Origin of the sequence: Streptomyces sp. NPDC127177 (genome assembly GCF_042672475.1) — a bacterium.
In the GTDB taxonomy this organism is placed as follows: Bacteria; Actinomycetota; Actinomycetes; order Streptomycetales; family Streptomycetaceae; genus Streptomyces.
In genome coordinates, this window is sequence record NZ_JBHXUW010000006.1 from 110,708 (window position 1) to 124,206 (window position 13,499).

15 protein-coding genes are annotated in these 13,499 nt (G+C 72.6%); 14 read left to right on the plus strand and 1 reads right to left on the minus strand.

The annotated features are described in order from the left end of the window. Positions 1-175 precede the first annotated feature (175 nt). From ACFVJX_RS06700 to ACFVJX_RS06710, 3 genes are all read left to right on the plus strand, one after another. Positions 176-1,546 carry a helix-turn-helix domain-containing protein gene (locus ACFVJX_RS06700; RefSeq protein ID WP_384130445.1) on the plus strand — a complete coding sequence of 457 codons (1,371 nt, stop codon included), beginning with the start codon at positions 176-178 and terminating at the stop codon, positions 1,544-1,546. 179 nt (positions 1,547-1,725) lie between these two features. After that, complete coding sequence (locus ACFVJX_RS06705; RefSeq protein WP_384130448.1) at positions 1,726-2,313, plus strand: ArsR/SmtB family transcription factor; 588 nt, start codon at positions 1,726-1,728, stop codon at positions 2,311-2,313. Between the two features lie 23 nt (positions 2,314-2,336). Then, positions 2,337-3,587: an MFS transporter gene (locus ACFVJX_RS06710; protein WP_384130451.1), complete on the plus strand. Its 1,251-nt coding sequence runs from the start codon at positions 2,337-2,339 to the stop codon at positions 3,585-3,587. Positions 3,588-3,604: 17 nt separating this feature from the next. Here ACFVJX_RS06710 and ACFVJX_RS06715 read toward each other — a convergent pair whose 3' ends face one another. Continuing rightward, entirely contained in the window at positions 3,605-4,237 is a 633-nt protein-coding gene (locus ACFVJX_RS06715) for a TIGR03085 family metal-binding protein (RefSeq protein WP_384130453.1), read from the minus strand. Between the two features lie 84 nt (positions 4,238-4,321). Between ACFVJX_RS06715 and hisI the strand changes: the two genes are divergently transcribed. From hisI to lgt, 11 genes are all read left to right on the plus strand, one after another. Then, the gene (hisI, locus tag ACFVJX_RS06720; protein WP_363078575.1) at positions 4,322-4,705 is read left to right on the plus strand and encodes a phosphoribosyl-AMP cyclohydrolase; all 384 of its coding nucleotides are present in this window, start codon (positions 4,322-4,324) and stop codon (positions 4,703-4,705) included. Between the two features lie 11 nt (positions 4,706-4,716). Then, positions 4,717-6,204, plus strand: a complete 1,488-nt coding sequence (locus tag ACFVJX_RS06725; RefSeq protein WP_384130456.1) for an anthranilate synthase component I — start codon at positions 4,717-4,719, stop codon at positions 6,202-6,204. Between the two features lie 85 nt (positions 6,205-6,289). After that, positions 6,290-6,949: a TIGR02234 family membrane protein gene (locus ACFVJX_RS06730; protein ID WP_384130459.1), complete on the plus strand. Its 660-nt coding sequence runs from the start codon at positions 6,290-6,292 to the stop codon at positions 6,947-6,949. A 136-nt stretch (positions 6,950-7,085) separates the two neighbouring features. Beyond that, positions 7,086-7,334, plus strand: a complete 249-nt coding sequence (locus ACFVJX_RS06735; RefSeq protein ID WP_384130526.1) for an HGxxPAAW family protein — start codon at positions 7,086-7,088, stop codon at positions 7,332-7,334. An 80-nt stretch (positions 7,335-7,414) separates the two neighbouring features. Then, positions 7,415-8,002: a DUF2752 domain-containing protein gene (locus tag ACFVJX_RS06740; protein WP_384130462.1), complete on the plus strand. Its 588-nt coding sequence runs from the start codon at positions 7,415-7,417 to the stop codon at positions 8,000-8,002. A gap of 115 nt (positions 8,003-8,117) precedes the next feature. Beyond that, positions 8,118-8,927 carry an indole-3-glycerol phosphate synthase TrpC gene (trpC, locus tag ACFVJX_RS06745; RefSeq protein ID WP_384130465.1) on the plus strand — a complete coding sequence of 270 codons (810 nt, stop codon included), beginning with the start codon at positions 8,118-8,120 and terminating at the stop codon, positions 8,925-8,927. Positions 8,928-8,936: 9 nt separating this feature from the next. Further along, on the plus strand, positions 8,937-9,152 hold the full coding sequence (trpM, locus tag ACFVJX_RS06750; RefSeq protein ID WP_384130468.1) for a tryptophan biosynthesis modulator TrpM: 216 nt from the start codon (positions 8,937-8,939) through the stop codon (positions 9,150-9,152). A 138-nt stretch (positions 9,153-9,290) separates the two neighbouring features. Then, positions 9,291-10,577 carry a tryptophan synthase subunit beta gene (gene trpB / locus ACFVJX_RS06755; RefSeq protein ID WP_384130471.1) on the plus strand — a complete coding sequence of 429 codons (1,287 nt, stop codon included), beginning with the start codon at positions 9,291-9,293 and terminating at the stop codon, positions 10,575-10,577. Beyond that, on the plus strand, positions 10,574-11,386 hold the full coding sequence (trpA, locus tag ACFVJX_RS06760) for a tryptophan synthase subunit alpha (RefSeq protein WP_384130474.1): 813 nt from the start codon (positions 10,574-10,576) through the stop codon (positions 11,384-11,386). Before trpB ends, trpA begins: the two co-directional genes overlap by 4 nt. A gap of 74 nt (positions 11,387-11,460) precedes the next feature. Beyond that, complete coding sequence (locus tag ACFVJX_RS06765; RefSeq protein ID WP_384130476.1) at positions 11,461-12,288, plus strand: thioredoxin domain-containing protein; 828 nt, start codon at positions 11,461-11,463, stop codon at positions 12,286-12,288. 98 nt (positions 12,289-12,386) lie between these two features. After that, positions 12,387-13,325 carry a prolipoprotein diacylglyceryl transferase gene (lgt, locus tag ACFVJX_RS06770; protein WP_384130479.1) on the plus strand — a complete coding sequence of 313 codons (939 nt, stop codon included), beginning with the start codon at positions 12,387-12,389 and terminating at the stop codon, positions 13,323-13,325. Positions 13,326-13,499 lie beyond the last annotated feature (174 nt).

Here is a 13,499-nt window from a genome sequence, read left to right on the forward strand (position 1 = left end):
TCGGGGAGGTTGCAGGACCGTGATGATAAGTACGCCGCAGACCCCTAGGTACCGACCGGGCGGTATGCCATTCTGCGGGCGTCAGGATCATTCGGTGTGCTCACGCCCCATGCCGGGCTGGGCGACGCGGAGCCGGCCGTCTTCCGGAGCCGGCCGAATCCCGGTGGAGGCCGCCATGCCGCAGGTCGTACGTTCACGGGTCAGGGCGCTGCACGGGCTGCCGCCCGTCGCGCCGGTGCCGCGCCGCTTCCGTTCGCTGGCCGACCGCGAAGCCGTCGCCGTGCTGCACCGGGCCGCCCGGGTGCTGATCGAGGCGCTGCCCGAGCTGACGGACCGGCTCGTCGAGGCGTTGCGGGAGCAGGAACCCGCCTACCGCTCGGCGATCGAGGCCGACGCGGCGGAGATCTGGCAGGAGGTGCACCACTCGCTGCGCCACAACGTCGGATCGCTGATCCAGCCCCGCGAGTTCCGGGACGCCGCCCACCGCACCTCCCGGCGGATCGGAGAGATCCGGGCCGAACAGGGGCTGCCGCTCGACGCGGTCCTGCACGCCTTCCGGATGGGCGGGGCGATGGTCTGGCAGGACCTCGTGGACGAGACCGCACGCCGGCACCCCGACGACGTCCGGCTGCTGGTCCATGTCGCGGCCGACGTCTGGAACTTCGTGGACGAGCACTGCGGCGTCGTCGCCGACGCCTACCGGCAGACGGAGCGCAGGCTCGCCTGGCGCCGGGAGAACTGCCGACGGCTGACGACGGCCGCGCTGCTGGACGGCACCGCCCGGATCGCCGAACTGCCGGACGCCGCCGCGATGCTGGGGCTGCCTGAGCACGGAAGATACGCGGTGCTCGCGGTCGCCACCGCCCGCCGCGCCCCGCACGGCACCACGCGACCGCCGATGACGCTCCCCACCGGCACGGAGGCGCTCTGGCACCCGGGCCCGGACGCGGAGTTCGCCATCCTGCCGCTGACCCCGGGCGAGGAACCCCCCATGGCCCCCGCGGAAGCGGCCGGACCCGTGGCCGAGGGCAGAGCCGCCCCGCGGACCGGCGCACCGGACACCCCGGTCCAAGGTGACGCCGAACTCGCGGAGGTGGCGGCCGGGCTGTCCGTACCGCCGGGCGCGCGGGTCGGCATCAGCTCCGTCGTCGAGGGGCTGGCCGCCGTCGGGGACGCCCGGCGGCTCGCCGAGACCGCCCTGCGGGCCTGCCCGGCCGGCGGCGGAGTCGTCCTGCTCGACGAAGAACTGCCCGCCGCGCTCGTCGTCTCGTCCCCCGCGCTCGGCACGGCGCTCGCCGCCAGGGTGCTGGGGCCACTGGACCGGCTGGACCCCGCCGACCGCGACGTACTCATCGAGACGCTCACCGCGTGGCTCGACTCCGACGGCTCGGCCCAGCGGGCGGCGGCCCGGCTCTACTGCCACCGCAACACCGTCCTGAACCGGCTGCGCCGCTTCGAGCAGCTGACCGGCCGCTGCCTGACCCGCCCGACCGACGCGGTCGAGGTCTCGCTCGCCCTGGCCGCGCGCCGGCTGCTGACCGGCTGACCCGGCCGCACCCGGGACCCGGGCCCCGGCAGAGCTCCGCGCGGCGCGGCCCGTACGCGCGCATCCCCGCAGACCGGCCGCGCCACGCTTCCAGGCTGCCCGGCCGCAGGACAAGACGCACAATATTTATTGCGCAATAAATATTGTGCAAGTTTTCTTTCCTGTCTACCGTGGAGGGCATGGCAAGCAACGAGACACGCCAGGTGTCCGACCTCGGCACCCTCAAGGCGTTCGGACACCCCCTGCGGATGCGCCTGTACCGCGCGCTCTACATCGCCCGGCAGGCCACCGCCTCCCAGCTCGCCGAGCAGGTGGACGAGCAGGTCTCGCTGGTCAGCTACCACCTGCGCAAGCTCGCCGACCACGGCCTCATCGAGGAGGCCGAGGGCCGGGGCACGGACGGCCGCGAGCGCTGGTGGCAGCCCGCCTCGCACGGGCTGAGCTTCCGCGACGAGGACTTCCGCGACGAGCCGGAACAGGTCGCCACCCACGCCGCCGTCGGCCGGCTCTCATTCGACCAGCACGTCGAGATGTACCGCCGCCATCTGGACGCGTACCAGTCCTGGCAGCCCGAGTGGCGCAGCGCCGCGTTCGCCTCCGAGCTCCTGCCCCGCCTCACCGCCGAAGAGCTCACCGAGCTCAGCCGCGAAATGCACGACCTGGTCCGCCGGTACGAGGAACTGGGCCGCTCCCGGGAGGAGTCGGGCGACACGGAGAACCGCGAGAACGTCGCCGTGCACATGTACGGATTCCCGTTCCGGACCTGACCGGCACCCGAGAGGACGACCCAGTGACCGTCACCCTCAGCGCCACCGAACCCCTGGAACGCCCCGCCCACCGCGACGGCAACGTCCTGCGCTGGCTCGGCGCGTACACCGCGTCGATGATCGGCGACAGCGTCTACTACATGGCACTCGCCTGGGCCGCCACCCACGCCGGCAGTGCCTCGCAGACCGGCCTGGTGCTCGCCGCGGGCTCCATACCCCGGGCCTTACTCCTGCTCGGCGGGGGAGTGCTCGCCGACCGGATCGGACCGCGCCGCGTCGTGGTCGCGAGCGACACCGCCCGCTGCCTCGTCATCCTGGGCCTGGCCGGCACCCTGCTCCTCACCTCGCCCACCGTGTGGATGCTGATCGCCGTCGCACTCGTCTTCGGCGCTGCCGACGCCCTCTTCCTGCCCGCCGTCGGAGCACTGCCGCCACGGATCACCGCCGCCTCCCAGCTCGCCCGGGTCCAGGGCATGCGCGGCCTCGCCACCCGTGCCGCCAACGTCGTCGGCGCCCCGCTCGGCGGCGTCGCGGTCGCCATCGGCGGCCCGGTCCTCGCCTTCGCGGCGGCGGGCGTGCTCTTCGCCGTCTCCCTGCCCCTGCTGCTGGCCGTGCGGATGAGCCCACTGCCGACGGCGGACGGGACCGGGGCCGCGCCCGCCGGCACCGCCTGGCGCGAACTGGCCGGCGGGCTGCGCCATATCCGCCGGCACCCGCTGCTCGGACCCCTGATGCTCGTCGTCGCCGTCAGCGAACTCGGCTTCGTCGGACCGCTCAACCTCGGCCTGATCCTGCTCAGCGAGGAACGCGGCTGGGGCGCCTCCGGCATGGGCTGGATCATCGCCGCCTTCGGTACCGGAGCGGGCGCCTCGGCCCTGCTGCTCACCGTGCGCGGACACGTCCCCCGGGCCGGGCTCGTCATGTGCCTCACCGTGCTGACCGGCGCGGGTGCCATCGCCGCCATGGCGTACGCGCCCTCCGTGCCGCTCGCCGCGGGCGTCGCCGTCCTCGTCGGACTCTTCGCCGGCCTCGGCGGCGCCCTGTGCGGCGCCCTCGTGCAGACCGCGGCCGACCCCGCCTACCTGGGCCGCGTCACCTCGGTCTCGACGCTCTTCACCCATGCCCTGTCGCCGCTCAGCTACCCGGTCACCGGGGCGGCCGTCGCCCTCTGGGGCACCGCCCCGGTCTTCGTCGCCAGCGCCTCGCTGTGCGCGGCGGGGGCGGTGACCGGTCTGGTCATCGCCCCGCTGCGCCGCGCGGAACTCCCGGGCTGAGCGCGCGGAACTACGCGCTACATGCCGAGCTTGGCCGTCGTCACCCGGGCGATGGCCTCCTGCTCGCCCTCCAGCTCCACCCGCGCCGCGTCCTGCCGCCCGAACGCGAACAGCAGCAGCTCGCCCGGCTCGCCGGTCGCCGTCACCACCGGGGTGCCCTTGTGCGCGACCACGGTCTGCCCGTCGGGGCGGCGCAGCACCAGTCCCACCGGGGCCTTCCGGCCCAGCATCCGCGCCGCCTTCTCCGTACGCGACCACAGGACGTCGGCGAAGACCGGGTCCAGCTCACGCGCCGACCAGTCGGGCTGGGCTCGGCGCACGTCCTCCGTATGGACGTAGAACTCGACGGTGTTGGCGACCTCGTCCAGTTGCTTCAGACCGAACGGGGACATCCGCGGCGGCCCCGTCCGGATGAGCTGGATCAGTTCCTCGTACGGCTTCGAGGTGAATTCGGTCTGGACCCGCTCGCTCCGGTTCTTCAGCGGGCCGATCATGCTCCCGGCCGCCGCGTCCGGGCGGCGCTCCCGCACCACCACATGGGCCGCCAGGTCCCGGGCCGTCCAGCCGTGGCAGAGGGTCGGGGCCTCCGGGCCCGCCGCCTCCAACAGGTCGGCGAGCAGAAGTCGTTCGCGCTTCGCATGGGTCGACATGTCCGCCAGCGTACGGCCGGTGTCCACGGTCCGCCCAGTGGACGCGCGCCCGGACGGTCCTCCGGGTCACGGCACAATGGGCACATGACCAGCACGCCCACGCCCGGCACCCCACCGCCCGCCAGCGGCCTCGACCCCGCCATCGCCGCCCGCCTCAAGCGCGGCGCCGACGGACTGGTCCCGGCCATCGCCCAGCAGTACGACACCGGCGAGGTGCTGATGCTCGGCTGGATGGACGACGAGGCCCTGCACCGCACCCTGACCACCGGACGCTGCACCTACTGGTCGCGCAGCCGCCAGGAGTACTGGGTCAAGGGCGACACGTCCGGCCACATCCAGCAGGTCAAGTCCGTCGCACTGGACTGCGACGCCGACACCGTCCTCGTCCGGGTCGACCAGACGGGCGCCGCCTGCCACACGGGCGAGCGCACCTGTTTCGACGCCGACGTACTCCCGCTCGGACAGTAGGGTCACCCGCCATGGACCGCGACACCTTCCGCAAGCTGGCCGTCGACCGGCGCGTCATCCCCGTCACCCGCAGGCTCCTCGCGGACGGAGACACCCCCGTCGGGCTCTACCGCAAGCTCGCGGGTGAGCGCACCGGCACCTTCCTCCTCGAATCCGCCGAGAACGGCCGCACCTGGTCGCGCTACTCCTTCATCGGGGTACGCAGCGCCGCCACGCTCACCACGAAGGACGGCCGGGCCCACTGGGAGGGCACCCCACCGGTCGGCGTCCCCGTGGACGGCGACCCGCTGCACGCACTGCGCGCCACCATCGAGACCCTGCACACCCCGCACGACCAGGAGTCCGGACTGCCGCCCTTCACCGGCGGCATGGTCGGCTACCTCGGCTACGACATCGTGCGCAGGCTGGAGAAGATCGGCGAGAGCGGGGGCGACGACCTGAAGCTCCCCGAGCTCACCATGCTGCTCACCTCCGACCTCGCCGTCCTGGACCACTGGGACGGCAGCGTCCTGCTGATCGCCAACGCGATCAACCACAACGACCTGGCCACCGGCGTCGACGAGGCGTACACCGACGCGGTGAACCGGCTCGACGCCATGGAACAGGACCTGCGCCGGCCCGTCGAGAACGCCCCGGCCGCCCTCCCGCCCTCCGAGCTCCCGCCGTACACCGCGCTGTGGGGCGGCCAGGCCTTCCAGGGCGCCGTCGAGGACGTGAAGGAACGGATCAGGGCGGGCGAGGCCTTCCAGGTGGTCCCCTCCCAGCGCTTCGAGACGCCGTGCACCGCAAGCGCACTGGACGTCTACCGGGTGCTGCGCGCCACCAACCCCTCGCCGTACATGTACCTCTTCCGGTTCGACGGCTTCGACGTCGCCGGCTCCAGCCCCGAGGCCCTCGTCAAGGTCGAGGACGGCCGTGCGATGGTCCACCCCATCGCCGGGACCCGGCACCGCGGCGCCACCCCGCAGGAGGACCAGGCGCTCGCCGAGGAACTCCTCGCCGACCCGAAGGAACGCGCCGAGCACCTGATGCTCGTCGACCTCGGCCGCAACGACCTGGGACGGGTCTGCGAGCCCGGCAGCGTCGAGGTCGTCGACTTCATGTCGGTCGAGCGCTACTCGCACGTGATGCACATCGTGTCGACCGTCACCGGCCGGGTCGCCGAGGGCCGCACCGCCTTCGACGTCCTCACCGCCTGCTTCCCGGCGGGCACCCTCTCCGGCGCCCCCAAGCCGCGCGCCATGCAGATCATCGAGGAGCTCGAACCCACCCGCCGCGGGCTGTACGGAGGCTGCGTCGGCTACCTCGACTTCGCCGGGGACTCCGACACCGCCATCGCCATCCGCACCGCCCTGCTGCGCGACGGAACGGCATACGTCCAGGCCGGGGCGGGCGTCGTCGCCGACTCCGACCCGGTCGCCGAGGACACCGAGTGCCGCAACAAGGCCGCGGCGGTGCTGCGGGCCGTCCACACGGCGAACCGCCTCGGCGGCGCCTGAGGCCGGCGAGGCGGTGGGGGCCGCGTCGCGGGGGGCTCCATCTCACACCCCCCATGTGCCCGTCGGCCCGGGTCCGTAAGGGATAGTGGAGTACGTGAGTGCTGTCCCCGTACCCCAGCCCCGTGCCGAAGCCGCCCCCGCGCCCGACAGCGCGGGAAGCCGCCGAAGCCTCGCCGCCGGCCTGCTCCTCGGGGCGGCCGGCGCCACCGTCGTCCTGCTCGCCTCCGGGCAGACCTGGGCCGAGGGCCGGGCCGCGGTCGGCGGCGGCGCCCTCCCGCTCAGCGCCGACGGACAGGACGTCACCGGTCTTCCGGCCGCCCTCGCCATCGTCGGCCTGGCCGCCCTCGTAGCCGTCTTCGCCGTCCGCAGCAGCGGCCGGGTGGTCGTCGCCGGGCTGCTGGCCCTCAGCGGCTTCGGCGCCGCGCTGAGCGCCTACCTCGGCGCATCCGACGGCTCCGCCCTCGACGAGAAGGCCGCCTCGACCACCGGCGACACCTCCGCGACCATCGGCGCCCTCAGCCACACCGCCTGGCCGTACGTGACCGCGGCCGGCGGCGTTCTCATCCTGCTGGCCGGGCTCCTCGCCCTGCGCTACGGCAGGGGCTGGCCCACGATGTCGGGCCGCTACGAGCGCGACGGCACCCCGCGTCCCCGCAAGACCGCCCCCAGGGCCCTGGACCCCGACCGGCCCGAGGACCTGTGGAAGGCCCTGGACCGCGGTGAGGACCCGACGCGCGAGGCATGACCCCGGCTCACGGCCTACCCGCACGTACGGGACAATGACCATGAGCTCACAGCACAGCGGCACCCTAAGCGGCACCGGCTCTGCGTCCAGCGACACCGAGCGATACCAACAGCGCAACACCAACGAGGAGCAACTCATGGCGGGCAGCAGCCACGGACACACCCCGGCCGCCTGGACCGGTGTCATCATCTCGTTCATCGGCTTCTGCATCGCAGGCGTCTTCATGGTCGCGGCGAACCCGCTCGGCTTCTGGGCCGGGATCGCCGTCACCCTCGTCGGCGGGATCGTCGGTCTCGCGATGAAGGCCGCCGGCCTCGGCATGCCGAAGGAGTCGGCCGAGATGGCCCAGGCACGGTCCCGCGCCGGACAGGCGCAGACCTCCTGACCCCGTCCGCGGGACGTACGCACGCGAGGCGCAGCCCGGACCGGGCTGCGCCTTTCCGCGTCAGCGGCGACAATCACGGGGTGGACGCCTCAACCCCTCCAGCCGCCGCCCCGCCGACGCAGGGCCCGCAGCCCGCTCCCGGCCCCCGGCCGGCCCCGGGCCCCCAGCCGCCGCCCGGTCCGCCCGTCCCCGGCGGCCACCCGCACGCCGCCGGCCCGTACACGGGCCGGTGGGGGCCGGGGCGGGTCCTCCCACCGCCTCCCGCGCCCGCCTCGCGGCTGCGGCGCATCGCGGGCCCGGCCGGGGTCATGGCCGCGGTCGTCGGGGCCTTCGCCTTCGTCGGCTCCGTCGACCCCAACGAGCCAGGCCACTACCCGGTCTGCCCGCTGCTCCGCTTCACCGGCATCTACTGCCCCGGCTGCGGCGGGCTGCGCAGCGCCCATGCCGTCGCCCACGGTGACATCGCGGCGGCGTTCGGCTCCAACGCCCTCGCCGTCATCGGCTACGGGATCTTCGCCGTGCTCTGGGTCCGCTGGACCGTGCGCGCCGCCGCCGGAAAGCCCGCCCGGGTCACGCTGAAGCCCTTGCACTGGTGGGGGATCGGAGCCGTGCTGCTGATCTTCACCATCGTCCGGAACCTGCCGTTCGGATCGGCACTGGCGCCGTGAATGCCCAGGTAGTGGGACATCCGGCGGCCGGATGCGGGCCCAGCGGCCTCCTGCGGATACCATCGACATGGCTGATCCTGTTCCCTTGTCACCGTCCCGGAAGGGGGCCGCTCGCGTGAGTGTGCTCGACGAGATCATCAACGGCGTACGCGCCGACCTCGCAGAGCGGCAGGCGCGCGTCAGCCTCGATGAGCTGAAGGAACGCGCGGCGCGCGCCCCCCAGGCGAAGGACGGAGTCGCCGCCCTGCGCCAAGAGGGCGTCACCGTCATCTGCGAGGTCAAGCGCTCCAGCCCCTCCAAGGGGGCCCTCGCCGCCATCGCCGACCCGGCCGCACTCGCGGCGGACTACGAGGCGGGCGGCGCGTCCGTCATCTCGGTCCTCACCGAGGAGCGCCGCTTCGGCGGTTCGCTGGCCGACCTCGAGGCCGTCCGCGCCAAGGTCGACATCCCGGTCCTGCGCAAGGACTTCATCGTCACCTCGTACCAGCTGTGGGAGGCACGGGCCTACGGCGCCGACCTCGCCCTGCTGATCGTCGCCGCCCTCGACCAGGAGGCCCTGGTCTCCCTGATCGAGCGCGCCGAGTCGATCGGGCTCACCCCGATCGTCGAGGCGCACGACGAGGAGGAGGCGGAGCGAGCGGTGGACGCCGGCGCGAAGATCATCGGCGTCAACGCGCGCAACCTGAAGGACCTCAAGGTCGACCGCTCCACCTTCGAGCGCGTCGCCCCCGAGATCCCCGACCACATCGTCAAGGTCGCCGAGTCCGGCGTCCGCGGCCCGCACGACCTCATCGCCTACGCCAACGCCGGCGCGGACGCCGTGCTGGTCGGCGAGTCCCTGGTCACCGGACGCGACCCGCGCTCCGCGGTCGCCGACCTGGTCGCGGCCGGCGCCCACCCGGCGCTCCGCCACGGACGGGGCTGACCCGCGCCCGTGACCCTCGACCGTTCCCCGTCCCGCATCCGGCCGGGCCTGCGCCCCGCCGCGGCCACGGGCCGGGATCCGCATGCGCCGCTGGCGCGCGGCTGCCGCCCCCGCGGCTGCCGCGCCCCCGCACGCCGTGTGCACGGACGGCGGGTCCGGTACGTGATCGGTGACGAGCCCGGTCAGGTCAACGGCATGCGATGGCGCACGGGGTCCGCGCAGTAGAGCGAGCCCCGGCCGTCGCACCCACCGCCCCGACAGGCGGAACCGCACGACCGCACCGCCCGGCCACGGCCGCGGCGGCGCTCCGCTCACGGCGCATACGGTGAACCCACCCACTGCAATGCCGAGGAGCACGTCGAGATGTCGTCCGACTTCTTCATCCCGGACCCGGAGGGTCTGATCCCCAGCGCCGAAGGCTACTTCGGTGCCTACGGCGGCAAGTTCATCCCGGAGGCGCTCGTCGCCGCCGTGGACGAGGTCGCCGTCGAGTACGACAAGGCGAAGGCCGACCCCGCCTTCGCGGCCGAGCTCAACGAGCTCATGGTCGACTACACGGGCCGGCCAAGCGCCCTGACCGAGGTGTCGCGCTTCGCCGAGCACGCCGGCGGCGCCCGGATCTTCCTCAAGCGCGAGGACCTCAACCACACCGGTTCGCACAAGATCAACAACGTGCTGGGCCAGGCGCTGCTCACCAAGCGCATGGGCAAGACCCGGGTCATCGCGGAGACCGGGGCGGGCCAGCACGGTGTCGCCACCGCGACCGCCTGTGCGCTCTTCGGCCTCGAATGCACCATCTACATGGGCGAGATCGACACCGAGCGGCAGGCGCTGAACGTGGCGCGGATGCGCATGCTCGGCGCCGAGGTCATCGCCGTGAAGTCCGGCTCGCGCACGCTCAAGGACGCCATCAACGAGGCGTTCCGCGACTGGGTCGCCAACGTGGACCGCACGCACTACCTCTTCGGTACCGTCGCGGGCCCGCACCCCTTCCCGGCCATGGTCCGCGACTTCCACCGGGTCATCGGTGTGGAGGCCAGGCGGCAGATCCTGGAGCGGGCCGGCCGGCTGCCGGACGCCGCGGTCGCCTGCGTGGGCGGCGGCTCCAACGCCATCGGCCTCTTCCACGCCTTCATCCCGGACGCGGACGTCCGCCTCATCGGCTGCGAACCCGCCGGACACGGTGTGGAGACCGGCGAGCACGCGGCGACCCTGACCGCGGGCGAGCCCGGCATCCTGCACGGCTCGCGCAGCTACGTCCTCCAGGACGAGGAGGGCCAGATCACCGAGCCCTACTCCATCTCGGCCGGTCTGGACTACCCGGGCATCGGCCCGGAGCACGCCTACCTCAAGGACGTCGGGCGCGGTGAGTACCGAGCCGTCACCGACGACGCGGCCATGCAGGCGCTGCGGCTGCTCTCCCGCACCGAGGGCATCATCCCGGCCATCGAGAGCGCGCACGCGCTGGCCGGCGCCCTGGAGGTCGGCAAGGAGCTGGGCAAGGACGGGCTGATCCTGGTCAACCTGTCCGGCCGCGGCGACAAGGACATGGACACGGCGGCGCGGTACTTCGGGCTGTACGACACGGACGCGGCCGTCGAGGCGGACGCGGACGGCGAGAACGCGGAGATCGAAGGGGACGCCAAGTGAGTGGCAACATCGAACTGCTGAACAGCACGCTCGCCACCGCACGGGCCGAGAACAGGGCCGCGCTGATCGCGTACCTGCCTGCCGGATTCCCGACCGTGGACGGCGGCATCGAGGCCGTCAAGGCCGTCGTGGCCGGCGGCGCCGACGTCGTCGAGGTGGGGCTGCCGCACAGTGACCCGGTGCTCGACGGACCGGTCATCCAGACCGCCGACGACATCGCCCTGCGCGGCGGTGTGAAGATCGCCGACGTGATGCGTACGGTCCGTGAGGCGCACGAGGCGACCGGTGTCCCGATCCTCGTCATGACGTACTGGAACCCGATCGACCGGTACGGCGTCGAGCGCTTCACCGCCGAGCTCGCCGAGGCGGGCGGCGCCGGGTGCATCCTGCCCGACCTGCCGGTCCAGGAGTCCGCCCTGTGGCGCGAGCACGCCGGCAAGCACGGTCTGGCGACCGTCTTCGTCGTTGCGCCCAGCAGCAAGGACGAGCGTCTGGCCACCATCACGGCGGCCGGCTCCGGCTTCGTCTACGCGGCCTCGCTGATGGGGGTCACCGGAACCCGGGTGTCGGTCGGCGAGCAGGCCCAGGAACTGGTGCGGCGCACCCGCGCCACCACGGACATCCCGGTCTGTGTCGGCCTCGGAGTCTCCAACGCCGACCAGGCCGCCGAGGTCGCCGGCTTCGCCGACGGCGTGATCGTCGGTTCGGCCTTCGTCAAGCGGATGCTGGACGCCCCCGACGCGACGGCCGGCCTGGAGGCCGTCCGCTCGCTGGCGGCCGATCTGGCCGAAGGTGTTCGAAAGCGCTGATACCCGCGTAACTCGAATGGGTGGACCTGGGACCGGGGAGGCACGCGAGTGCCTCCCCGGTTCGTTGCTGCGGTGTGAGCGAGAAGAACCAAGAGGGAAAAAGGGCCGCGCGAGACCGGCTGATCCAGCAGCGTGAGCTGGCGAAGGCGCGAGAGCGCCGCCGCCGCACGCTGATCGTCTCCACCGCCGTGGTGGGTGTCCTGGCGCTGGCCGCCGTCGTCGGCGTGATCGCCGCGAACAGTGGCGGCAAGGGCAACAAGGACAAGGCGTCGGGACCCGCCGTCGCGCCGTCGGGCGCGAGTGGCAAGGACAGTCTGGCCATCCAGGTGGGAGCTGACGACGCCCCGTCCACGCTCACGGTCTGGGAGGACTTCCGCTGCCCGGTCTGCGCCCAGTTCGAGAACGCGTTCCGGGACACGATCCACCAGATGGAGCAGAGCGGGCAGATCAAGGTCGAGTACCACCTAGCGACGCTGATCGACGGCAATCTGGGCGGCAGCGGCTCCCTCAAGGCGGCCAACGCGGCGGCCTGCGCCCAGGACGCGGGCAAGTTCTCCGCGTACCACGACGTCCTGTACCGCAACCAGCCCAAGGAGACCGACGACGCCTTCGGCGACAACGGCAAGCTGATCGAGCTGTCCAAGAAGGTCGACGGGCTCGACACGCCCGCCTTCCGCAGCTGTGTCGAGGACGGTACACACGACGCGTGGGTCCAGAAATCCAATACCGCCTTCCAGAAGGGCGGCTTCCAGGGCACGCCGACGGCGCTGCTCAACGGAGAGTCGATCTTCCCCAAGAAGGGGGACGAAGCGATCACCGTGGACAACCTGAAGAAGTGGGTCGCCGAGGCCGGCAAGGGCAAGAAGCCGGGCACGGTCACACCCGCCCCTTCCGGGTCCTGAACGGCGCGAACCCGGGGAATCGATGACCCGCTCGTTACCCAGACGTTGTCGGGCGGGTTGCCGTACGTCCCGCCCGGCAAGGTAGCGTCGACCCTGTCATGGACCTTGCCTACATTCCCAGCCCGTCGACCGGCGTGATCGATCTCGGCCCGATCCCGCTTCGCGGCTACGCGTTCTGCATCATCATCGGTGTCTTTGTCGCCGTCTGGTTCGGCAACAAGCGCTGGGTCGCCCGAGGGGGCAGAGCCGGCACCGTCGCCGACATCGCCGTCTGGGCCGTGCCCTTCGGCCTTGTCGGCGGCAGGCTCTACCACGTCATCACCGACTACCAGCTGTACTTCAGCGACGGTGAGAACTGGGTCGACGCCTTCAAGATCTGGCAGGGCGGCCTCGGTATCTGGGGTGCGATCGCGCTCGGCGCGGTCGGTGCCTGGATCGGCTGCCGCCGCCGCGGGATCCCGCTGCCCGCCTGGGCCGACGCGCTCGCACCCGGCATCGCCCTGGCCCAGGCCTGCGGCCGCTGGGGCAACTGGTTCAACCAGGAGCTGTACGGGAAGCAGACCGACGTCCCGTGGGCGCTGAAGATCAGCGAGGGCCCCAACCGGGTGGCGGGCACGTACCACCCGACGTTCCTCTACGAGTCGCTGTGGTGCGTCGGTGTGGCGCTCCTGGTGGTCTGGGCGGACCGGCGGTTCAAGCTCGGGCACGGGCGGGCGTTCGCGCTGTACGTCGCGGCGTACTGCTCGGGGCGTGCGTGGATCGAGTACATGCGAGTCGACGAGGCCCACCACATCCTGGGCCTGCGGCTGAACGTGTGGACCGCGCTGATCGTGTTCGTCCTGGCGGTCGTCTACATCGTGGTCTCGGCGAAGGTGCGGCCGGGGCGCGAGGAGATCGTGGAGCCGGGGGAGCCGGAGGCTCCGGACGCGGTTGATGCGGAGGCCGACGCGGGGTCCGGTGAGACGGAGTCCGGTGACGCCGCGGTCGAGTCCGACGCGCCGGAGACGAAGGATGCGGCGGAGACGGCCAAGGGCTGACGCCGCCACAACGACACCGAGGGGCCGCCGGACAACCCGGCGGCCCCTCGCGTTGTGCGCCCCGCGACCCCGTCGCCGAGGTGTCCTCAATCGCCGGACGGGCTTGGATTTGCTGTCCGTGACCGGTTCTTTGCGGGTTGTGCCGGTCGTGGTGTCCTCAATCGCCGGACGGGC